The following is a 22,980-nucleotide window of genomic DNA, read 5'->3' on the forward strand; positions in this document are numbered from 1 at the left end:
GCCAGTAAAAAAACGATCGCAAGCAGCAAAAAACGTGCACGGAAATGGCAATGGCAATGGCAATGGCAATGGCAATAGTCAACGTAAGGAGTCATGCAACCATCCACTCAATACGCACCCGAATGCCTGAAGCCGTTGACGACAGTCGCCACGATGATGCGCAAGTCCAACGTAAATGACCAATTACGGATGTAGTAGAGATCGTATTCGACACGGCGGCGCATCTTGTCGACATGCTCGGTCTCGCCGCGCAGGCCGTTGATCTGCGCCCATCCCGTGATGCCGGGCTTGATGCGGTAACGCTGCATGTAATCGATCACCGACGGACGGTAAAACTCGTCGTGTTCGATAGCGTGAGGCCGCGGTCCAACCACCGACATTTCGCCACGCAACACATTCAGGAACTGCGGCAGCTCATCGAGACTCGTGCGGCGCAGGAAGCGGCCGACGGGTGTGACACGCACGTCGTTGCGCGTTGCCTGGGTCACGACACCGGGGCCATCTGCGTGGACACACATCGTGCGGAACTTATAGATCTTGAAGACCTTTCCGCCCAAGGTCTTGCGTTTTTGACGGAAGAAAACCGGTCCTGGCGACGAGAGCTTGATGGCTGAGGCAATGGCGCCAAACAGCGGCAAAAGCATAACGAGCACGGTGGCAGCGAAAACACGATCGAACAGCACTTTGATCCACCGGTCACGCAGCGACATCGGTGGCGCGGTCAGATTGATGTCGGACGAGCCTCCCATGCCAAAGAGACCGGGATCGAACACGGCAACGCCGGTGACATCCGGCATGAGCCGGATGTCGACGAGATCGTCACGAAACTCCTTGAGCACACTGTAGATCGCGTTCATCTGGGCAAGAGGCAGCACGACCCAGATTTCCTGGATGCCGGCCTTACGGATTTGCCGTGCGCACTCGCCCAGTGCGGTGGGCTTTTTTCGCTCGCCTATGCGGTGCGAGGTGCTGGACGAGTACATGTCAAACACGGTTGGCAAAGAGGCATCCAGCGCGGACGGGCGCAACATCTCGTTGACCAGTTGGTGGTAGCGCGCGCCATAACCCAAAACTGCCACCTTCTTTTTAGTCGGCGGTGCGCCGAAGTCTCCGCGAGCGCGCGTCGAAGAAAGACACAGACGCAGGATGACGAGTCCAACTGCGGCGGCAGCACTCCAGCAAGCAAACCATAAATCGTATGACGACGGGACTTGCCAGATCATCGTGGCAAGGCCGAAACAGGTGAATTGCATGGCGATCCAGGCAGCCGGCGCACGCAGGACGAATATCGCGCGGTTTTGACCACGAGCGGGCCGATAGGCACCGGCCAGGAACAGTGCGAGAAGCGCACTCTCGACAGCGAACACGATGACTGCGGTGTGAGAGATCACAGGCCACGCAGCCTCGGGCACGACGATTGATGCAACCAGTGCGCCGATGAATATCACGCTGAGATCCAGCAATGGGACCAACGCGCCATAACTCACGATCATGTCCGCCTCCATGCGCCTAATTTTCAATATGAACTACTTATGAATTCAGTGAACACTAAAAGATTTTTTTATTATTGTCTAACGAATACTTGTTATTTTCATAATAAGTTTTTGCTTATGTTTTATGCATTTTTTTGAATATGTTTTATGCATCATGAAATTATTCTAATTGGATTTTATTCAAGATGGATAGTTTATTTGCGATTGGGTTGATATTTATCAGGCAGTCCACTGCGGGGTTGAGATTTACCTTAATGAAAGTGTTTTTTGATATGGCCAGGAGTAGACTGCAAATGCAGCATACGAAATAAGAAATGCGAAATGCCTGGATTATCTGGAGCTCGAAATGATGCATTTTTGTCAATGACTGACTGACAGGAACAGCATTTTCGCTCTATAAGGCATATAAATATTTTCGAATCAGAGTGGGAATCGGGGGAAATCATGTCGATCATTTATCGAATGAATTGCCAATGGAACATCAAACTTGCTGTAAAGCGCCGCAAGGCACGCAAACGGATCAGCGAACTGACGGCATCAATGTTTGTCGCACTTCTATCGAATTCGGCTGGCGGCGCCGATCTTGTAGAGACGCTCGGCGTTTTCAATCCTCTCAACAACGATCAAAAAGCCGGTGCGACACGAGTGGTAAACGGCGATCACGTAACGCTTGTCGGGCCCGCACAATTCCAGACCGGCGATGTGGGTTTCGGTAGCGTCTTGCTCACGCAACTGCTCGCGGCAGGCCGCATTCTTTCCGGCAACGAATATCTTGACCCGGCGAGCTCGCTAGCAAGCACGCTTTCTCTCGGCGCCCGGATGAACATCACGGTGCCCGACCCGGTCACCGGCACACAGAAAGTCATCTCCGTGAACGATTCGGTGAAGTTCGTGCCCAGTACGACCGCGAATCAGACCGGCGCAGCCTGGTACGACGTGAAGGGACAGCAATACATCGACCTGCGCGTGGGTACGGTCGAGGCGAGCGGCGGTAGCCTCGACGTGAACATCGGCGATGGAGCCAAGCCATCGACGGATGCTGCGAATAACTTCTCCGTCGTGGCGAAGCAGTCCGCGCTGTTCGAGGCAATCGGCACCGGCAATGCGGACAGCACAGTGACCTGGAACGCACCACACGCGGGTATCCGCTTCGTGTCCACCATACCGCCGACCCAAACCGGCGTGGGACAAAGCCAGGTGTTGAACCAGGCGACCTATCGCGGCACATTCACGGCCTTCGACAAATCGGTTCGCACCGTCAACAACGCCGCCGATCTCAAGGTCTATAACCAATGGCTGATTGGCCAAGCCCAGGCCGGCCGCATTACGACCCAGGCGCAATACGACGCCGCGTTCAATCAGGCCGTGACCCTGGCCACCCGGACCATCACGTTTTCAAACACGCTGGATTCCAGCGACGAGGTGTTAGCGCCGCTCGGCATAGCCGCGGTGATCCATGCAACAGGCGCCCGCGCCACGGCGCGGGTGGCCGAAGGGGCCCATCTGGATGTCAGCTCCGCAGGCCGTTCCACCACGGGCCAAGGTGGCGTGCTGTTCGGCGAAAACTCCGCAACAGTGATCAACGATGGGCAAATCTCCGTAACCACAACCGGGTCCGGACGAACCGGGACGGCCATCAACGTTTTGAGCGCTAGCCGGGGCATCAATAACGGTGTAATCAACAGCGGCTTTTTCGCGGCAGACAGCAACCCCACGTCGGCACAAATCGCGGCCACACTGGCGCTTGCAGCGACTGCGAGCGGTGCGGCTACGACGTTCGAAAACAACGGCATCATCAACGGTGCAGGCAATCCCACGGCTGGCAGCATGGCACGCACGATGGTGTTGCAGATCGATAACGGCGCCTCGGGCACGAACAACGGCACAGTCAACATCGGCGTGAGTCCTCATCGCACGAAGGCCGAACTGGACGGCGCGCTCGTCACTTCGGCGAACTTTGTCAATACGGAAACCGGCACGATGTATATCGGGCGTGGCCCGCAGTACGACGTGAAAAACCCTGAGGCCGTGGAGGCCGTGCGCCTGGACAGCAAATCGCCGCTCGTCGGCATTTATGCAAGCGGCCCGCGTGCCAACGTGCAAAATGCCGGCGAAATCGTGAGCGGCACGCTAACCGAGAATGTGCGCGCGATGCAGATCGTCAACAATGCGAAGGGAGTCAATAGCGGCCACATTGCGTTGAACGGTTCCGGCATCGACACACCATCGGAAAACGTTGGCATGCTCGTCAACGGCACCGCGTATGCCTCGAACACGGGAGTGATCGATCTGAACGGTATCAACAGCATCGGCATCAAGGCGGTGCAAACGGAGGCCGTGCAGTCGAATGTGGTGTCGTCCGGAACGGTCAATGTAAAAGGTCATCTGGATCCCAAGTCGGGCACGCGCAATTTCGGCATCTGGGCGGAAGGCACCAATGCGGTCGCCACGATCGCTGGCGGAGTAGTCCGTCTGAGCGGTAACGGCGGCATCGGCATTCACGCTCGTGACGGTGGCAAAGTGCTCATCAACCGCGGCAGCGTCGATTTCGTTTCCGGCGAGCAGCAGATCGGTTTCTTTGCCTACGGCCTGCGTGCGAACATCGCAATTGACTCGGCGCCCGTGGCTGGGCTCGAGGTCGAAACGAAAAACTCGGTGCTGTTTCGCATCGAGAATGGCGCAACCATCGGCAACTCGGCGAAAGCGAGGCTGATCGCATCCGGCCCCGGCGCGACGATACTCCAGGCAAGCGGCACGGGAACAGCCGTCGATTTGACCGGCTGGGACATGCTGGTGTCCGGCAGCGGGGGCACGGCCGTGAGCCTGGATGGCGGAGCTTCCGGCCGCATCGACGGTACAGCAAAGCTCTCGCTAGGCGATAACACACGCTTTGCCGTCGTCGACAACAACAAATACGATTTGAACGGCAACGTGACCGGCACCGGCAATACGTCGTTTACGAACGCGGCGGATCTCAACCTTACCGGTGCACGCGACGTAACCGCATTCGTGCTGAAAAACGGCGCGCAACTTGCCACGAGCGGCTCCATTCACGTGGCGCACGGCACAGGCATCGATATCAGCGGTGCAGGTTCGGTGGTCACGCCGGGGACAGACGGCGTGCGAGGCGCAGTCACGGTCGACGGCGGCGTTGCCGGTATTCGCGTAAGCGACAACGCGAGCCTGACCACGGCGGGCTCCGTCACGGTCGATCATGGCGCCGCCGCGCTGCTGGTCGAAGCGGACGCCGGCGCGGTCTCGCTCGACGCCAACACGCATTTGACTAGCCGTGACGCCGGGTATGGCCAACTGATCGTGAATCGCAGCACGACGAACCGCGTGCTAGTCAACGGCGCAACGCTGGAAATGCAAGGCGCGGGGGCCGCCTTGCTGTTCGGCAGCGGGCTCGATGCCGCATCGTACGGAACGGTGCTCGTGTCGAGCGCATCGGCCGGCAAAGGCATCGCCATTTCCAGCGCAACCGGTAGCTTGAGCGAGACCGATGCCAACACAACCCTTGATGGCAACTGGAACATACGTGTCACAGGAAACGGCAGCGGCGTGTTCGCCAACACCACGGGAGACGTGGCGCTGAACGGTCCGAGCCTCAGCCTGAGCGGCACAGAAGCCGCCACCGGCGTGAATGTCGCGGCAGCGCGCAGCTTGACGATCGGCGCGAACAGCACGTTGCAGTCGGATAATCCCAACGCAGTCCTGATTTCGGGCGGCCCGCGCACGCTGACGAATGCTGGCGCGCTCGTCGCCGCTACCGCTGATGCGCTCGCCATCGATCTGAACGATACGGGGCATGCGTTCGTCAACGCGGCGGGCGGCAGCATTACCGGCGAAGTGCGCCTTGGCAATGGCACGAACACCGCACGTCTGGAAAGCGGCAGTGTATTGAACGGCACGCTCGTCGGTGGCACGAACGACGACACAGTGATCGTTCGTGACCGCGCGAGCTTCTCATCGATCGACGGCGGCGCAGCGGGCTTCGATACGCTGGTGTTCGACGGCGCGCACTACACCTACGACAACGCGAATGCGATCCGCCGCTTCGACACCGTGCGTCTGACGGACCGGGCAGAGGTCGTCTTGAAGCACGCCCTGGCCAGCACGCGCGACGGTACCCACATGAGTGCGATCGAGATCGACGGCGGGAGCACGCTGTTCGTGTTACCCACGTCGGTCGCTGATTCCGGCTACGAACTGAACAACCGCCTGCTCGGTGCGGGAACGGTCACAACCGATACGCAAGGGCATGCGTTCCGTTTTGGCGCCGCGAACGCAGCGGATACGGGAGCGGGCTTTACGGGCACGCTGAGGCTTCGCAATGGCACGTTCGATGTGAGCGGCGACAATACATCGGCATTGCGCAGCGGCATGCTCGAAACCGGTACGAAAGGTATCGTCACAGTTGGAGAAGGCATACCCCGTATCGGCGGACTGGCGTTCAGCGGTGGCACCGTGGTGCTCAATGCACGGATTCCCGATAGCGCGACAGCCCAGGCATTGCTCGAAACCGGCACAGTCGATGCGAGCGGCATTGGCGACATTCGCGTCGATATTCCGGCGTCGTATCTGCCAAACATACCCGGCACGCCCAATACCGCGGGGCTTCTCGAACAGGATGACCACTCGATCGGCGTGAAGCTCGTGCATGCCGACCACACGGTGGGCAGCGGCGGAGCGCTCACGCTCCGCGATAGCTTGGGCAACATCGTCTCGGCGGCCCGGACGATCGACATCGAGCAGGACGGCCATCTCGTCGCAAAGGGAACGTACGACTACCGCATGACGACCGCGCCCGACGACGGGTTGTATGTGAACTACGGTCTCAACCGTGTCGAACTTCAGCAGGACCATGCGCTCACGCTCACTCCAGCGCCAGGGGCAAGCGGCGCGGCGGCCGACATGTCGGCACGTCTGACCGGGGACGGCGGCATTGTCATCGATACGGACGCGAGCGTGTCGCTCTCGAATGCGGCCAATAGTTATCGTGGTGCGACGACGGTGCGCTCCGGCCGCCTGGTGCTCGCCGCCAACGATGCGCTCGGACAAACCGCGAGCCTGGGCCTCACCAGCGGCACGGGTGCGCACCTCGGCGGCTATGCGCAGACGATCGGCAAGCTCGATAGCCAGGCAGGCTCGACGCTCGACTTCGGTGGTGGGCAATTGACGCTCGCGGACGGCGGCGTTTCGGTGGGCACGTTGACGGGCACGGGCACGCTCGTCGTGGCGGGCGGCCAGCTCGACATCGCCGGAGCCAATCCCGCGCTTTCGGTGGCCACGACGATCGCCGGAAACGCGATCGTCGCGCTCGATAACGTGGGCGGCCTCGGTACCGCGAGCATCGCCAATATGGGCCGCCTCATGTTGAGCGGTGTCGCGGGGGCATTCTCGAACACGCTCGCGGGAGCGGGCACGGTGCAGTTGGCGAACGGCGCCGATGTCGCCATCACGACTGACAATAGCGCGTTTTCGGGCGTGTTCCAGATCGATCCGGGCACAACGCTGTCTGCCGACGGCCACACGCGCCTGGGTAGCGCCGCGCTTGAGAATGCCGGTACTGTCCGGCTCGATACGGCGAGCGACTGGACGCTGAACAACCCGATCGGCGGAAACGGCAATCTCGTCAAGACTGGCGCAGGCCGACTGACCGTAGGCAGCTCGCAGAGCTACACCGGCGAGACGCAAGTACTCGATGGCACGCTGATCGTCGGCAACGATGCCCTGTCGCCGATGCAGCGGACGATGCGAGAACACGCGTCCTCGAATCTGGGCGTGGCGGCTCCCGTCACGCTTGGCGGTGCGCTGGCGGGAACCGTGCGCGTGGCTTCGTCGGGCACCCTGTCGGGCACGGGCGTTGTCAGCGGCGCGGTCGTCAACGAAGGCGCGATAGCCGCGCTCAACGCCCTGCCCGGCTCGGGTACGAGCGCGGCGAGCACGCTGACGCTGCAGAGTCATCTCGACAATCGTGGCGTGATCCAGCTCGCAGGCTTGAGGGGCATAAGCGGAAACGTGTTGCACGTCGGCGGCAATTATTCGGGCAACGGTGGCCACGTCGTGTTGCGCTCAACGCTCAATGACGGCGGTGCGCTTGCGAATCAGCAGACCGACCGCTTGCTGATCGAGGCCAATGCAAGCGGCACCACCCTGCTGACCATTATTCCCGCAGGAGCCGGCGCGCTCACGGACACCAACCGCAACGGCCTGGCCAATGCCAACGAGGGCATCTCAGTCGTGCAGGTCGCGGGTAGCAGCACGCCCAATGCCTTCTCACTCAAGAACGGATACGTTGCAGGCGGGGCCTACCGTTACGAACTCTTCAGTTTTGCGCCCAATGCGAGTGATGCCGGGCAACGGCTCGTCGACGGCACGGGCAACGCTTACTGGGACTACCGGCTCGCCAACGTCTACATCACCCCCAATGGAGACACGGGGACGACAGGGGACGCGGGAGATAAGGGGGACAAAGGGGATAAGGGAGACAAAGGCAAGGAGACACCAGCGGACCACTCTCAGCAGCGGGCCGCGCTGGTGCCTCAGGTGCCGGGGTACATCGCGCTACCCACCGCGTGGCAGGGCTACCTCTATGACACGCTTGGCGATTTGCACGAACGGCTGGGCGAGATTCGCAGCGACCGCTTCGACCACGCCGGACACCACTCGATCGAAGCCTTCGCACGCGTGCTGGGCGCCGACGAACGCTACCGGACGAACCGCTCGTTCATGCAGTACGGCTTCAACTTCGACCAGAACTACGGCGGCGTGCAGTTCGGCGGCAACTTCTACACGCGGCACATGGACGATTCGTCGCTGCGCATAGGCGCGGCGGCAACATTCGGTGCGGCTAACGTGCAGGTGAATGCGCCGGATGGCAACAGTCATTCGAACTACAACAGCACCGGGCTCGCCTGGATCGCTACGTATCAGCACCGCAGCGGTTTCTATGTCGACGGCGTGCTCAAGGGCGACCGGATGTGGAGCAACACGTCCGCGGGCGCGCAGGACGAGACCGGCGCGACCAAGGGATGGGGCTGGGCCGCATCGCTCGAAGCGGGCTATCCGTTCAGGTTTGGCAAGCGCCTGTTCGCCGAGCCGCAAGTGCAGATCAACTATCTCGGCACACAGCTTGCGTCGTTCAACGATGCCAAGGGGCTCCCGGTGAGCTATGGCAGCACTCACGGTGTGCTCGGCCGGGTAGGCGGGCGCTTCGGACACGATGGCGAGAGCCGCCACGGGCCATGGTCGGCTTATCTGAAGGCCGATCTGCTGTTGCGCGGCGGTGCGGCGCCGATTGTGCAGGTTGGGGGCACCGGTTTCATTGGGGGAGCGCTACGCGAAGCGTGGCAAGCCGGCCTGGGCTTCAACGGCATGATCGCCAAGGGCACCAGCCTGTATCTGAATGCGGTCTATCTGGGCGGCCCCGGCTCGGGAGGCTACATGACAGGCGTAAAGGGCGACCTGGGACTCCGCAAGAAGTTCTAGTAGCGGCGGCGGATGCCGCCGCGCGTGCCGCTTGAACGGCTATGCGATGCCCTATAAAAATGGATTCCCCATTCGACTCGACTAGTTGGGCCGAGACATCGTGGAGTCGTGGAGTCGTGGATTTTTAGCGAATCTCGGCCAGCCCTCTTTTTTTATTCGCCCGTGCTGAGATTGCTGACACCACTCACGGGACGAGCCCCCACAGCCGCTGCAGCCCCTGCCTTCACCGGTTGTAAAACAAAGGGCTCGGGTTCGGAGTCATCGGGATTCATCCGCGTGCCCGTCAGCGAGCCATCAGCGGCAAACGTGCCCACCCAGTTGCCGGTGATATGAGTGCCATCGTTTGATTCTTCGGCTTCCAGCGTGGTGCCATCGCGCTCGCCAGCGATCAGGATGGTCTCGCCGGAATCGGCGAACTGGTACTCGCCGTGCACACCCGAGGGATCGTCGGTTTTCGTGCCCAGGTGCAACAGGATGCGGCGAGTGCCCAGGGTTCCGCTATAGGCCGGCAGCGCCGCAAAGGCAGGATCGGGCCGCAGGGGCTGCGCGACAGCAGACGCTGACGATGCCTCGTCGTTTTGAACAGGCACCTGATAGGCCTGCCCCAGCGGCGTGAGCCCAATGCCCGCCAGTGCCAGTAACAACCGTGCAACGGTGAGCCGCCGCGCTCGCGCGGCGCGTGAAAATCTCGCAAGAATTGGCTTCATGTATCGCTTTCTTGATCGCTTTTTTGCCGTTTTATCCATCGCATTCATCGCACCCATCGCACCCATCGCACAACAGGACAGCAAACGAATATTTCCTTTTATCCCCTACCCCGCCAGCGCCCGTTCGACTTCCTCACGCCGCGGAATAGGCGCCACCGCGCCCAGCCCCTGGGTTGACAGCGCCGCCGCGACATTCGCATAACGTGCCGCCGCGAACGGATCATCGCCCGCGATGAGGCGCGCGACGAAGGCGCCACCAAAACAGTCTCCCGCGCCCGTCGCATCGAGCGCCTTGACGGGATAGCCCGGCACCCTCCGCCGCTCATCGGGCGTGGCGACATACGCGCCCTGCTCACCGAGTTTCAGCGCCACGACACGCGGCCCCAGCGCCAGCAGAAAATCGACGATCTCATCGCATCCGGCAAGACCGGTCAGGCCCGTCACATCATCCCAGCTCGGCAGGCAGATATCGCTCTGGCGAATCGCCTCCAGCATCACCGCACGCGCCCGCGCAAGCGGCCACAGTTTGAGGCGCAAATTGGTATCGAAGCTCACGCGCACGCCATGAGCGCGTGCATGAGCCATCGCCGCCAGCATCGCATCACAGCAATTTGCGCTAAGCGCCAGGCTCACGCCCGACACATGCACGACGCGCGCGGCCGCAATGGCCTCCAGCGGCAAATCGCTCACGGCATAGCGGCTAGCCGCCGAACCCGCGCGCAAATAATCGAACCGATGCCCCGCCGCCTCATGCGAGACGAAATACACCCCCGTCGGTGCAAGCGCATCGGTGCGCACCCAGGTCGCGTCAACCCGCTCGCGCTGCCAGAGCTCGCGCAGCAAGCAGCCAAAACGATCGTCACCGAGCGCCGACACGAAGCCCGTCGCCGCCCCCTGACGGGCCGCCGCCACGCAAAAATTCGAGGTATCCCCCCCGAAACCCTGCAGGTAATGAACCCCATCCTGCGCGCACTGGTTGAACTCGACCATCGCCTCACCCAGTGCGAGGATCGCAGCAGAGGACGTCTGTTTCATCGGCTCTCCCTCGCGCTTACACCTCACCCCATAAATCATGACCATCGGCGCCGGTGATCTTCACCTGGACAAAATCGCCCGTCTTGTACCGTTTGGATGCCTTGGTGGCCGGCGCGAGATACACCACGCCGTCGATCTCAGGCGCATCCGCCGCCGTGCGGCCAATGCCGCCATCCGCACCGGTTTCATCGACCAGCACCTTGAGCGTCTGGCCGATCTTGCGGGCAATGCGCGCCGCCGAGACGGCTTCGGCCACCTCCATAAAGCGCGCCCGGCGTTCTTCACGCACGCTATCGGGCAAGGCGCCATCCAGCTCATTGGCCGTCGCCCCCTCAACCGGCGAATAGGCAAAACAGCCCACGCGATCCAGCTCGGCCTCGCGGATGAAATCGAGCAGCGTTTCGAACTGCGCTTCGGTTTCGCCGGGAAACCCAGCGATAAACGTGCTACGCACGGTCAGATCCGGACAGATCTCACGCCAGGCACGCACGCGCTCCAGCACTTTTTCCGCATTGGCCGGACGCTTCATGCGCTTGAGCACATCAGGATGAGCATGCTGAAACGGCACATCGAGATAGGGCAAAACATGGCCCTTGAGCGGACCTTGCGCCATCATCGGGATCACTTCATCGACACTCGGATACGGATAGACATAATGCAGGCGCACCCAGGCACCGTACTGCGCGGCAAGCTCGCCCAGCGCGCCGACCAGCTCGGTCATGCGGGTTCTGAGCGGCTTGCCGTTCCAGAACCCGGTGCGGTATTTCACATCGACGCCATAGGCACTCGTATCTTGCGAGATCACGAGCAACTCTTTCACGCCCGACTTGAACAGGTTTTCAGCTTCGAGCATGACTTGCGCGATAGGCCGCGAAACCAGATCACCACGCATCGACGGGATGATGCAAAACGTGCAGCGATGGTTGCAACCTTCGGAAATCTTCAGATAGGCGTAGTGACGCGGCGTGAGCTTGATGCCCGCGGGCGGCACGAGGTCGAGGAACGGATCATGAGGCCGGGGCAAATGCTTATGCACCGCCTGCATCACCTCACCCAGCGCATGCGGGCCGGTGACGGCAAGCACCTTCGGATGGACTTCTTCAATCAGCCCCGAGCCGCTTCCGCTTTTTTTCGCGCCGAGACAGCCCGTGACGATCACCTTGCCGTTTTCGGCGAGGGCTTCGCCGATTGCATCGAGGCTTTCCTGCACGGCTTCATCGATGAAACCGCAAGTGTTGACCACCACCAGGTCAGCCCCGTCGTAGGTGCCGGAGATGACGTAGCCCTCGGCGCGAAGCTGGGTGATGATTTGCTCGGAATCGACCAGGGCCTTGGGGCAACCGAGGGAAACCATACCGATACGTGGTGCTTCGGACGGGGTGACGCTGTGCGGCTTGGACATGTAGGGCTTTGGGGAATGGCGGAAAAACCGGGAGTTTACAGCTATTTACGTGACCCGGAGGGGAAACGGGGGGCATGACCACTCGAGCTGTAATTTAGCTGCACTTGCCGGCTATCTTCCGCTGTTGCTTCACATCCAGCGCAATGTCACGCATTGTCAAATTTTTACCGTTACAAAAGCTCTGGGCCGCATTGGTCATACGATACGGTTTTTACTCGTGTATGGAGGCCGAAACATGATGCGGCGTTATTTGAGCGTGGACGATCAGCCAGAAACCGGCGGCGCAATTGAGCCGTACTCGGGATCGCCAATAAGCTTTTACGGGCATTCACCGGCAAAAATAGGAGCACGGTGTTATTGCAATGCCTGCAAAAGCACGGGCGTGATCGCCAAGGCCGGAGGCCCACGTAGGCACATCCACATGAACCACGAACTCGCGTTGGATGGAGACATCTTGCTTTGCGCATGTCCGAGACCGCCGCATATGGTTGCAGGGATGATAGCAACCGCATGGTTCGACGATATGGGGGCCGGCCAGGGCGAGCAAGGCGACCACAATACCGTCCGCGAAGCAGGCCTTCCGCTGTTGTTCGACGAGCGCGCCCAGGGTGTTGGACCGGGCGCGTCCGAAGGCTATCCGTACTTCATCGAAACGACGGACGGCCGAACGTTTTCGGGCAAACTGGACGCGCACGGCCGCTTACCACGAGTCTTTACAGTGGACGCTGACAGCTACCATGTCTATTGGGGTGATGAAGCTCTTGCGAAGCAAGACGGAGCATAACCATGCCGAACAAAAAGACCCTTGTTCACACCAATACCACGCGCGAATCAGCCAAAGAAGTACACCTGCATGCCGTTCCATTTTCCGAGCTCTGGGCCGCCTACCCTGACAAGAAAGACCCGTTCGTTGATCCGAAGACCGGAGAAGTGCCACCGTACGCGGACAACCAGTGTGCAATTCGGTTAAGCATGACCCTCCATAAGGTTGGCGTAGAGATGCAATCTTTCCGCGGGGAAGGACAAATTCGTATCGATGGGAAGCGGACCGCGCTGCGTGCTCGTGAGATGGCCGACTGGTTGAAGCGGAAGCCCTTAGCGGGACTCTCCAATCCAGTCAATATCACGGGAACCGATTGGCGCAGCAAGATCGAGGGACGCACGGGAATCGTCTATTTCTCGAGCTACTGGGCACGTGATACCGACGCTCACGGACAAACCACCGGCGACCACATCGACCTTTGGAACAAGGACACACTTACATCGCCCGGAATTGGCGCGCGCCTAACTTCCTTTATGCGCTTTCGGATTGGTGTAGGGGCCGCTTGGTACTCCGACCTTGGAAAATCCAAACAAATACTTTTTTGGGAAATTAAATGAGGCGATTGCTCTCGTCGTCGCTCTATCTGATCAGCGGGCTGCTCTTTTCCGCATTGTGTGCCGTGCTGGCAAGCCGCTTGGCGATGCACTATTCCTGGCCCCTCATTTCTACCCGGTGGCACGGCTGTTGGGACACGGAACACTGCAGGGTGTCCTGGTCGGGCTACGCCGCAATTGCCTTGTTCGTTCTCGGGCCTGCCGTTGCGTGGAGCATCGCAGGCTTCGCCCAGGCACCGGGGTCTATCCGGTCCCCTGCGGTGACACTCGCACTTGTTGCCGGAACCGCGGTTTTCTACCTTGCGTACTACGCCGCGGTTTGGCCGTAACGCCGCCGGGTATCCGGACGCTTGGCGCGTCCGCGCGTCGATTCGCATCATCGTACATAAAAACGCACGATTTCCGGGCACCTCGAAACGCCTGGAATCTCACGCTACAAGGTCTGCCGGGCCGGATTGCCCCGTGTACCCAAACCTTCCTGTCAAGTGAAGCCCGGAAGCGCGGAGGGGGTGGCGATTTTCCGGTCAATGACGCACGGCCTCACGCCGCAGCCTGAACCGCCCGCGGGCGGCCTGCTAGCGATTTCGAAGGGCCTGCCGTCGCTGCAAAGCATGAGGAAGCGCACGAAGCCGACTACGGTGGACTTGTACGAAGTGTTCTGCGCGGTGCTGTATCTGCTGCGAAGCGGGCGCCAGTGGAGGATGCTTCCCCGGGAGTTGTCGAAATGGCGCACGGTGCACGGTGCATTCATACTTTGCTCAATGGAGCGAGCCCGACCCGGACGGGGTCAGCGCGCTGGAGCGGTCGTTAGAAAAACAGGTTGGCGCGGCGCAAAACAGACAGGAACGCAACGGATAGCTGACGCTATAACAGACGTGTTCGACAACGCTGTTGATCCGTCGTTTTCTAAGCTGCCTACGCGGCAGAAAACGGATCGAATCTGGCGCATTGAATACGTTGCAATTTCTAAGCTACCTACGCGGCAGCAAACTTGTGTCACGTAAGCTGCCCGCATGGATCATGTTTCTAAGCTGCCTACGCGGCAGCAAACTATTACAGGCCGTTCTCGCGGCTTTTCCGAGTTTTCTAAGTTGCCTCCGCGGCAGCAAACATGTCACGAGCTGGAGGGTCTTTTGCGCAATCTTTCTAAGCTGCCTACGCGGCAGCGAACTCGATAGTGTTGCGGATTTCCTCGCCCAGCTTTTTCTAAGCTGCCTACGCGGCAGCGAACGTGTGATCTCGCGCGCGCTATCGGCGTGATGACTTTCTAAGCTGCCTACGCGGCAGCAAACGTTTTAGCATCGCCGCTGTGTGAGTACGTGCATTTCTAAGCTGCCTACGCGGCAGCAAACCAGTGCCTTCGAACGGGTCGCGCTCATCGTCTTTTCTAAGCTGCCTACGCGGCAGCAAACCAGCGCGGCGTCGCTCGTCACGCCGGCTGGCGTTTCTAAGCTGCCTACACGGCAGCAAACTTTATGTTCCAGACGTTGTGATATCCGTACCCTTTCTAAGCTGCCTACACGGCAGCAAACCTGTTTCGACTCGGCATCATCTTTATCTGCTCTTTCTAAGCTGCCTACACGGCAGCAAACAATGCTGCCCCGCGACCCGCTTTTCTGCGAATTTTCTAAGCTGCCTACACGGCAGCAAACTATGCGGGTGCTGTTGACGCCGCCATGATTATTTTCTAAGCTGCCTACACGGCAGCAAACGAAGCCTTGGCCACTGCACGCTGAACGATATATTTCTAAGCTGCCTACACGGCAGCAAACCGCGTGGCTTCGAAAGTCGGGGATACTTTTTTTTCTAAGCTGCCTACCCGGCAGCAAACAAAACGGAAGTAATGCTCCGGCGGGAATAATCTTTCTAAGCTGCCTACACGGCAGCAAACTGATCCAGCGCTTCCACTCTTCGCTGAATTCTTTTCTAAGCTGCCTACGCGGCAGCAAACGCTGCGCGGCCGTAGTCGTTAATCCTATTAATTTTCTAAGCTGCCTACGCGGCAGCAAACTTTGAATCGTGGTCATGTTCATCTCCTGGGGATTTCTAAGCTGCCTACGCGGCAGCAAACAAGACATCGAAGCTAAATTAGAGAGCGCGGATTTTCTAAGCTGCCTACGCGGCAGCAAACGGCTACCGCGCTGTATGCGTAACAGACGAGCATTTCTAAGCTGCCTACACGGCAGCAAACCTGCTGTCGCTTCCGATTGGCTATAGCACTGCTTTCTAAGCTGCCTACACGGCAGCAAACAGGCAGTGGCGGGCGTTGACTCGCGCGTTGATTTTCTAAGCTGCCTACACGGCAGCAAACGACCACGCGCCGGCATAAACTTCAAGCGATCCTTTCTAAGCTGCCTACACGGCAGCAAACAAGAGGCCGCGCGACTGGCGGTGCTGCGACCGTTTCTAAGCTGCCTACACGGCAGCAAACGCGAAGCGGACTTGTGCAGAGCGGACTTGTACTTTCTAAGCTGCCTACACGGCAGCAAACCGCGTGGCTTCGAAAATCGGGAATACCGTTCTTTTCTAAGCTGCCTACACGGCAGCAAACGGGAAAATCGGCGATGCGGCGATTTTTGGAGCTTTCTAAGCTGCCTACGCGGCAGCAAACCCGCTACAAAGAGTCAGCTTCGCACGCGTTCTTTTCTAAGCTGCCTACGCGGCAGCAAACCAAAAAGGGGTGGGCTTTTCCAAACGATACTTTTTTTAAGCTGCCTACGCGGCAGCAAACGCTGTCGAGCGCGGAGAAAATCGTTTCGATGTTTTCTAAGCTGCCTACGCGGCAGCAAACGCCGGACTTGCACGCTTCGACAGTGCCATCGTTTTCTAAGCTGCCTACGCGGCAGCAAACCGGTTGAAGACCGGCCCGGGAAGGCGCGCTATTTTCTAAGCTGCCTACGCGGCAGCGAACGCGTAATGTATGACAGCGACGCCCAGCTTGATTTTCTAAGCTGCCTACGCGGCAGCGAACCGTAACCGCCGTCTGCACCGATTAACCCGTCCTTTCTAAGCTGCCTACGCGGCAGCGAACTTTTTTGATGCCGAGAAACCAGGCTTCGGCGGTTTCTAAGCTGCCTACGCGGCAGCGAACGGGAGGGGCAAGTATTTGCAATAAATTTCGATTTTCTAAGCTGCCTACGCGGCAGCGAACGAGAACGTTCATCATTTTTCGTCCCTCAGGCCTTTCTAAGCTGCCTACGCGGCAGCGAACGCGTTAGAACTCGTTCAAGCCTGCGGATGCGCTTTCTAAGCTGCCTACGCGGCAGCGAACGATCATCATCGCAGCGTCAGCGCAGCAGCTGCTTTCTAAGCTGCCTACGCGGCAGCGAACCGTCGATCCGGACTCGGTGGAGTATCTTGATTTTTCTAAGCTGCCTACGCGGCAGCGAACGCGACGCGCTGTCCGTCCCCGCAGAAATTCAATTTCTAAGCTGCCTACGCGGCAGCGAACACCGTTTGACGTTGACGGCGATTTGCTGACATTTTCTAAGCTGCCTACGCGGCAGCGAACGGTCATCGAGTAAATATCACATGAGAAGAACATTTCTAAGCTGCCTACGCGGCAGCAAACGGTATCGCGCGCATTAAACGTTTCTGTGAACTTTTCTAAGCTGCCTACGCGGCAGCAAACGCTCTGGTAGCCAGTTGCCGATGACGCGCTCTTTTCTAAGCTGCCTACGCGGCAGCAAACAATGAAACCGATCTCATACGCCGATATCGTGATTTCTAAGCTGCCTACGCGGCAGCAAACGAACAGATCTCACACTTTTGAAGTGGATGCTGTTTCTAAGCTGCCTACGCGGCAGCAAACCGTTCACGAACACGCTCGCGGCCATGCAGCGCTTTCTAAGCTGCCTACGCGGCAGCAAACTCCTGGGTTGCCGAGCAAATTGGATTTCAAATTTTCTAAGCTGCCTACGCGGCAGCAAACATCGAGTGCCTCGATTTTTTGCGCCGCAGCCTTTTCTAAGCTGCCTACGCGGCAGCAAACGCACACCTACGCCACCATGATGCTGATGGCAGTTTCTAAGCTGCCTACGCGGCAGCAAACGTGTGGCCGAGTATGTTGTCCCGCACATTCTTTTTCTAAGCTGCCTACGCGGCAGCAAACCCATCTTCTCGACGTGCCGCGCGACGCAGTGTTTTCTAAGCTGCCTACGCGGCAGCAAACGATCGACGTCCGCGCGATAGAGAGTGCTCGAGTTTCTAAGCTGCCTACGCGGCAGCAAACAACAGGGCGGAGCATACATGATCGACATGCTCTTTCTAAGCTGCCTACGCGGCAGCAAACCGCACAGCAAAATCACATGAAGAAACACGTAATTTCTAAGCTGCCTACGCGGCAGCAAACACAGCATGGCGATTCCGCCGATGCGCTGGATCTTTCTAAGCTGCCTACGCGGCAGCAAACATATTCACGCGCCGCCTCGCTAATGCCCGCACTTTCTAAGCTGCCTACGCGGCAGCAAACGGCAGGACTTTGAGTCGGAAACATTAATTATCTTTCTAAGCTGCCTACGCGGCAGCAAACCGGAAATAGCCCCGGTCGATATAAGTCTGGTATTTCTAAGCTGCCTACGCGGCAGCAAACAATCAGAGGTGTGACATGAACGAAATCATCAATTTCTAAGCTGCCTACGCGGCAGCAAACGCTATGGCAAGCAATGAGCGCGCGATTACCGATTTCTAAGCTGCCTACGCGGCAGCAAACTTGCCGCTGATGTTTGCGCCGCGCTAGACCTTTTTCTAAGCTGCCTACGCGGCAGCAAACGCCGCAAAGCCGCTTTTATTTGTTTCTCATTCTTTCTAAGCTGCCTACGCGGCAGCAAACCCCATTTGCGGAAGCGATGCGGCACAGTGCCATTTCTAAGCTGCCTACGCGGCAGCAAACCCGGACGCTTGAGCGCGGCCCGACGCTGCTCATTTCTAAGCTGCCTACGCGGCAGCAAACTACCCCATCTCAACCCCAACCCATTGATTATCAAAGAACATCCTCTCCCAGGCCGGAATTCCCCCAAATTTCCGGCCCACTCCTAACCCACTGATTTATATAGAAACAAACCTCCCCACAAAAAAAGGGTGGAAAAAAGGGTGGAAAAAAGGTTTGAAATCATGCGAGCGATTAAAACCACGGCACGCTCGCTCCCAGGCTCAGGCCATAACTATTGAACCGCCCCGACACCGCCCCGGTTAGCCTCGTCTCCTGCTCGACAAACAGGCAAAACGCTTGCCCGGTGCTGGCGCTGCGCAGTTGCACATAAGGCAAATCAGGCCGTCGTTCAATACTGTCAGGAATCGCCGCCGCCTGTCCGGCGGTCTCGCCCTTGCGTCGCATGCGGCGGCGGCGCAAACGTTCGGCATTGGTCTTGAACTGGCGCCGTTGCACGATACGATGCCCAGCCCCCGGTGGTACCGGCATGGCGGCGCTCAGCTTCACGTGATCGCGCATGCCCTGCAACCAGGGCTGCGTCATCAGGTGCTGCAGAGCCGTTTCACCGCCATGCAGGCGCAGCACCTGACCCAGCGAGCGCGGACCCAAACGGTATTGCGGAAAACTGATGCCGATGTCCTCGCTCCGAAGCTGCACTAGCACCCGATGCAGCTTGGCCACGAGCGCACCCAGCAGGTGCGCGTGGCTGAATTCCGGATCGGGTAGTAGCGTGATGTCGATGTAGTGGGTCGTCATGGCTGTCAGCTCGCGTCGCCGAACACCCCGCCGCGAATCAGCACGGCCATCACGAAATGCTGCTGTTCCAGCGGCGGTGTCCGGTCCTTGAGCAGCCAGTCGTCCAGCAGGGTGTAGAAGTCCAGCTTCTGCTTCGGCTGACGATAGGCTTTGCCTTGCGTCGTCACCGAGCCGTAGGGCTCCACGGCGATCGGGCCGAGTGTTTCCGGCCCCTCGTCCGCCTCGAATCCTTCGTACCAGGTATCGATGGTGCGCACGGCATTGCCGATCTTTTGCGAATGGATCGCAGCGACCTTCTGCACGTCATACAGCGTCTTGCTTTTTTTCCCGCTGTTGCCGCCCTTGTCGAGGATCAGCTCCTGCGACGGGAATACTTCCTGTCCGCGCCCCAGGCGCGCATAAGCGCTCACCTGTAACAACACATGCGCGCGTCCTGCGAGGCCTTCGGCGATCAGCGCGCCCAGCGCCTTCACCTGCGGCTCGGGTTCATCCAGGGCGCGCAGGTTCAGCGATAGCGCATCGAACGACCACGTTTGTGCGGGCTGGCCGTTCTGCAATTGCGCGACCTCCACCTGAACGCTTTCCGCGCCCATGCGATTGCGCCATAGAAAGCGTCCGTTGGCCAGATTGGCCGCATAGCGCTGGGCCAGTTCGGTGAAGCCGTGCTGCGCGACATAGTCGTTCACCACGCTCCGCAGTCTGGCTTGATACGGGGCGCTGTTACAGGCCGACGGGGTGCCCGCGCCGGCCAGCACACGCAATGTGAACTGCACTCTAAGCGTGTCGGCATCGGCGGGCAGCGTGGCGATGTCGACGGTCTGGAGGTTGGGATTTTCGATAGCGGCATCTAGCTTGGCCGGGTCCTGATCCTTCGTCTTGAGACGGTTGGAGATGGTGCCGCGCACGGATTTCTCGTCAATGCCGATCGGCGCCCAGGCGGCGGCGTTGGCGCGGTCATCCCCGCGGTCATCCCAACTCCCTGAATGGAAAACCGCATAGGAGGGGTCCAGCTTGCGCTCGAAGGCGAGGACGGAAGCAGTAGTCAATTTTTCGGACATGTCAGGTATCCTGGTAAAAAAAGAGGAAGCAAGACAACGCGATCCGGCACGGATCGCTTGTCTACGGGTCAGGCAAACTCGGCCGGATTCAGTCGAACTCAGGCAAATCGTCGGCAGCCCATGGCTCGCCTGGGCTGTGGTGCATGTAACCGCTGCGGCAGCGGTACAGGCCAGTCGCGGCGTCGGTTTCGGGCCACCACAACAGTTCGTGCAGATCGTTCAGCCGATGCGGGCTGAGCCACTGGCCGAACGAATAGACCGATTCCACGAACACGCAGGGCGTGGAGGTATCGCGCGTATTGGCGACAGCGCTGGACGGTAGCGGTTGCGTCAGTGCGGCATAGCCCACGGGGATCGGCACGGTCCAGCCAGCGCCCTTTTGCCTCGCGGGGTCCGCCCAGCGCAGCTTGCCGCCAGAACGACGTGCCGCACCGCCGGATGCTGCGCTGTCGGCTGTCTCGCCGGTATCGGTTTCGGTATCCGTCATGCATTGATGATTGAAGCGTGCCGCGTGGAGCCAGGCATCGAGCAAGGTGGCATCGGGCTGTTCGTCGCGCAATGTCCGGTGGCGCTCGGCCAGCAGATCGTCGCGCCCGACCAGCGCATAACCCGGCAGCCACTGGCGCCGCCAGCGGGTAAAGGCCTGTGCCTGATCCTCGTAGGCCTCGGGCAGCAACGCCATCCAGGGACGCGTGCGTTGTCCCGGCAAAGGGCGCTGAGGCAACAGCGTCCCACCGGCAATGCGCATGTGCGCCACGATCTCGCCAATCTGCGCGGCCCATTCGGCAAGTTGCGGGTCGGGGTCACCTGCCAGCGCCGGGCTTGCGGCCGACAACGCCTGCTGCATCACTTCCACCTGAAACACGAGCGTGATCTCCAGATGAATCCGTCCTTCTTCGACGATGGAGGCTGCGTTACCGTTCTTTTTCACGGGATTGCGCGTCAGCCGGAACGTCTTGACGTAGCCGTCCGTCACCTGCTCTTCATGGTGATGACAGATCACCCCGACCTGCTGCAGTTTCAGCGGAATGCCGGCAGCGGCAAGCTGGCGTTGCAAGGCCCACATCAGCCCGGTGAAAGCGGTGATGGAGGGAAAACCATGGGTCATGAAACTGGAAATGGCATTGGCGTTTTGCACGCGCAGATGCGGCAGGACAAGCAATGCCTGAGGTGAGGTTGTCAGGGGCGTGCTATTCATCGCTCCTCCTGCTGTGCTGTCAGTTCGTCATGGGCCTTGCGCAACGGAATGTAGGGCGCATCGAGCCGCTCGCGCATCTCGCGTAGTTGCTGCACCCAGGTGCCCTCCTCGCTCAGCAGCACCTTGCGCCATGCTCGTGATTCGTCATAGCCGACATCGGGCAAGCGGTCCTTCAACTGCCCATTCAGCCATTTGCCGAAGCGCTCGCCGATCTGGGCGGGCCAGTCCATGAACATCCAGCGGCTGGCGAAGGCGCTTTCTTCTGGCAACTCCGCTCGCAGAGGGTCGAGCCAGAGCTTCTCGTCGTCAGCCAGATCGTCAAACGCACGCTCGCGGGACCAGCCTGCGGGCTGGTCCCGCAGTTCGCCGGCATAGATGACCAGTTCGTCCACGAGCTGCTCCGTCAGGTTGCGGACCCGGTTACGGGTATCGATGTTGGGTGGTGGATTGCCCAGCAAGAACGTCTGCAATTTACGGGTGGTGGCACGCACCGAGGGCCGTGCGCCAAAAATTCGCTCGAAGATGGATTTCGCGTTGACGGGTAGAGAGTTGCGCTGGATTCGCCAGACAGGGGGCAGCGAAGCTAGCAGGTAGTTTTTGCCGCCACGTTTTTTATTGAGCCAGGAGATGTTTTGCTCGTTCTCACCGCCCATCTTCTGGACCGCGAGACCGCGATATTCGCGGTACACGCCATCGTGTGGCGCCCCGTCACGGCGGGCATGGCGCGCCAGTTTGTTGGCTTCGCCAAAATGGGCATCCTCCACTTCCTTGTACACGACCTGCGCCAGCGAGGTGGCATAGAGCGGCATGAGCAGGTAGTACTGCGCGTCGTCGGTGGCGTCGTCGCCTGTGAGCCAGTACAACTGCTTGGCAAGCACATGAGAACGGGCGCCGCCTTCGCGCGCAGCGGTCAGGCTGACCAGCGCATCGCGCAACAAGCGGGCTTCGGCGGGGTTGTCGCTGAGCGCCTGCAAGGCATCGGCGTCGTTAGCGATGAGCGCCTGTAACAGGCTGCGTCCATTGGCTTCGAGTTTCAGCAAACCGTACACGTCAAGTACAGCTGCATCGCACACCACATCAGTCGTAAAACGACTACCGAGCGCATGGCTGCCCAGTTCGTCGAGCATGGGCAAACTGGACGGTTCAACGTAGAGATTGGTCCCCTTTGCACCGGAATGGATGGGTTTGAGCGAATGCGTAACGGCCTGGATCTTTTCAACGCGTTTTGCTGCATCTGCCAGCCACACGCCGCGTTGATATTTAGCGATCAGCTTTGCTCGCTTGGGATCGTCGGGTGGGAGTTTTTCAATCCGGGTCTGGAGGCGGTCATGCAGGAAGGCGTCGATGACTGCACGGAAGCTTGAGTTGGCCCCCGTTACGGGTAAGTAGGACATCTGGGTTCCTTTAGAGCGAAATGTTCTGATACTGCCGCGACCTCTCAAAATCGCTGCGCCACTCTAACCGAACCCCTATATCAATAAAATCCTATTCAAGGTATTAATCCAGTTCTACCAAAAGTCTGCTTAACCGCTA

11 protein-coding genes, 1 pseudogene and 1 CRISPR repeat array are annotated in these 22,980 nt (G+C 59.5%); of the genes and pseudogenes, 4 read left to right on the forward strand and 8 right to left on the reverse strand.

Translation table 11 applies throughout. The annotated features are described in order from the left end of the window. Positions 1-107: 107 nt before the first annotated feature. A complete protein-coding gene (locus GH657_RS09030) occupies positions 108-1,493 on the reverse strand; it encodes an undecaprenyl-phosphate glucose phosphotransferase (RefSeq protein ID WP_174769920.1) in 1,386 nt (461 codons plus the stop codon). Between the two features lie 444 nt (positions 1,494-1,937). Between GH657_RS09030 and GH657_RS09035 the strand changes: the two genes are divergently transcribed. Next, the gene (locus GH657_RS09035) at positions 1,938-8,984 is read left to right on the forward strand and encodes an autotransporter outer membrane beta-barrel domain-containing protein (protein WP_153100380.1); all 7,047 of its coding nucleotides are present in this window, start codon (positions 1,938-1,940) and stop codon (positions 8,982-8,984) included. 152 nt (positions 8,985-9,136) lie between these two features. Here the strand turns inward: GH657_RS09035 and GH657_RS09040 are convergent, their stop codons facing one another. The 3 genes from GH657_RS09040 to rimO all read right to left on the reverse strand — a co-directional run bounded on the left by GH657_RS09040 (position 9,137) and on the right by rimO (position 12,128). Then, the gene (locus GH657_RS09040; protein ID WP_246174038.1) at positions 9,137-9,691 is read right to left on the reverse strand and encodes a hypothetical protein; all 555 of its coding nucleotides are present in this window, start codon (positions 9,689-9,691) and stop codon (positions 9,137-9,139) included. 105 nt (positions 9,692-9,796) lie between these two features. Continuing rightward, positions 9,797-10,726: a sugar kinase gene (locus tag GH657_RS09045; protein WP_153100381.1), complete on the reverse strand. Its 930-nt coding sequence runs from the start codon at positions 10,724-10,726 to the stop codon at positions 9,797-9,799. A gap of 16 nt (positions 10,727-10,742) precedes the next feature. Continuing rightward, positions 10,743-12,128, reverse strand: a complete 1,386-nt coding sequence (rimO, locus tag GH657_RS09050) for a 30S ribosomal protein S12 methylthiotransferase RimO (RefSeq protein WP_153100382.1) — start codon at positions 12,126-12,128, stop codon at positions 10,743-10,745. 421 nt (positions 12,129-12,549) lie between these two features. Between rimO and GH657_RS09055 the strand changes: the two genes are divergently transcribed. The 3 genes and pseudogenes from GH657_RS09055 to GH657_RS18290 form a co-directional block, all read left to right on the forward strand. Beyond that, the gene (locus GH657_RS09055) at positions 12,550-12,912 is read left to right on the forward strand and encodes a hypothetical protein (RefSeq protein WP_246174039.1); all 363 of its coding nucleotides are present in this window, start codon (positions 12,550-12,552) and stop codon (positions 12,910-12,912) included. A 2-nt stretch (positions 12,913-12,914) separates the two neighbouring features. Further along, entirely contained in the window at positions 12,915-13,508 is a 594-nt protein-coding gene (locus tag GH657_RS09060; RefSeq protein ID WP_153100384.1) for a type VI secretion system amidase effector protein Tae4, read from the forward strand. 569 nt (positions 13,509-14,077) lie between these two features. Continuing rightward, positions 14,078-14,357 (forward strand): annotated as a pseudogene (locus GH657_RS18290) (transposase); the annotation flags it as partial. A 51-nt stretch (positions 14,358-14,408) separates the two neighbouring features. Next, a CRISPR array of direct repeats spans positions 14,409-18,456; the repeat unit is 28 nt; unit sequence TTTCTAAGCTGCCTACGCGGCAGCAAAC. Between the two features lie 171 nt (positions 18,457-18,627). Here GH657_RS18290 and cas6f read toward each other — a convergent pair. From cas6f to csy1, 4 genes are all read right to left on the reverse strand, one after another. After that, positions 18,628-19,191 carry a type I-F CRISPR-associated endoribonuclease Cas6/Csy4 gene (gene cas6f, locus GH657_RS09070; RefSeq protein ID WP_153100385.1) on the reverse strand — a complete coding sequence of 188 codons (564 nt, stop codon included), beginning with the start codon at positions 19,189-19,191 and terminating at the stop codon, positions 18,628-18,630. 5 nt (positions 19,192-19,196) lie between these two features. Continuing rightward, positions 19,197-20,249, reverse strand: coding sequence for a type I-F CRISPR-associated protein Csy3 (csy3, locus tag GH657_RS09075; RefSeq protein WP_153100386.1), 1,053 nt, complete (start codon positions 20,247-20,249; stop codon positions 19,197-19,199). A gap of 88 nt (positions 20,250-20,337) precedes the next feature. Further along, positions 20,338-21,447, reverse strand: a complete 1,110-nt coding sequence (gene csy2 / locus GH657_RS09080) for a type I-F CRISPR-associated protein Csy2 (RefSeq protein WP_153100387.1) — start codon at positions 21,445-21,447, stop codon at positions 20,338-20,340. Next, positions 21,444-22,841 carry a type I-F CRISPR-associated protein Csy1 gene (csy1, locus tag GH657_RS09085; RefSeq protein WP_153100388.1) on the reverse strand — a complete coding sequence of 466 codons (1,398 nt, stop codon included), beginning with the start codon at positions 22,839-22,841 and terminating at the stop codon, positions 21,444-21,446. The genes csy2 and csy1 overlap by 4 nt, the downstream gene beginning before the upstream one ends. Between the last annotated feature and the right edge of the window lie 139 nt (positions 22,842-22,980).

This window comes from Paraburkholderia hayleyella, from assembly GCF_009455685.1.
Taxonomy (GTDB): domain Bacteria; phylum Pseudomonadota; class Gammaproteobacteria; order Burkholderiales; family Burkholderiaceae; genus Paraburkholderia; species Paraburkholderia hayleyella.

Excerpts from the sequence above, each read along its gene's own strand:
- GH657_RS09030 (WP_174769920.1), bottom strand. The coding sequence starts at position 1,493 with ATGATCGTGAGTTATGGCGCGTTGGTCCCATTGCTGGATCTCAGCGTG.
- GH657_RS09035 (WP_153100380.1), top strand. The coding sequence starts at position 1,938 with ATGTCGATCATTTATCGAATGAATTGCCAATGGAACATCAAACTTGCT.
- GH657_RS09040 (WP_246174038.1), bottom strand. The coding sequence starts at position 9,691 with ATGAAGCCAATTCTTGCGAGATTTTCACGCGCCGCGCGAGCGCGGCGG.
- GH657_RS09045 (WP_153100381.1), bottom strand. The coding sequence starts at position 10,726 with ATGAAACAGACGTCCTCTGCTGCGATCCTCGCACTGGGTGAGGCGATG.
- rimO (WP_153100382.1), bottom strand. The coding sequence starts at position 12,128 with ATGTCCAAGCCGCACAGCGTCACCCCGTCCGAAGCACCACGTATCGGT.
- GH657_RS09055 (WP_246174039.1), top strand. The coding sequence starts at position 12,550 with ATGAACCACGAACTCGCGTTGGATGGAGACATCTTGCTTTGCGCATGT.
- GH657_RS09060 (WP_153100384.1), top strand. The coding sequence starts at position 12,915 with ATGCCGAACAAAAAGACCCTTGTTCACACCAATACCACGCGCGAATCA.
- cas6f (WP_153100385.1), bottom strand. The coding sequence starts at position 19,191 with ATGACGACCCACTACATCGACATCACGCTACTACCCGATCCGGAATTC.
- csy3 (WP_153100386.1), bottom strand. The coding sequence starts at position 20,249 with ATGTCCGAAAAATTGACTACTGCTTCCGTCCTCGCCTTCGAGCGCAAG.
- csy2 (WP_153100387.1), bottom strand. The coding sequence starts at position 21,447 with ATGAATAGCACGCCCCTGACAACCTCACCTCAGGCATTGCTTGTCCTG.
- csy1 (WP_153100388.1), bottom strand. The coding sequence starts at position 22,841 with ATGTCCTACTTACCCGTAACGGGGGCCAACTCAAGCTTCCGTGCAGTC.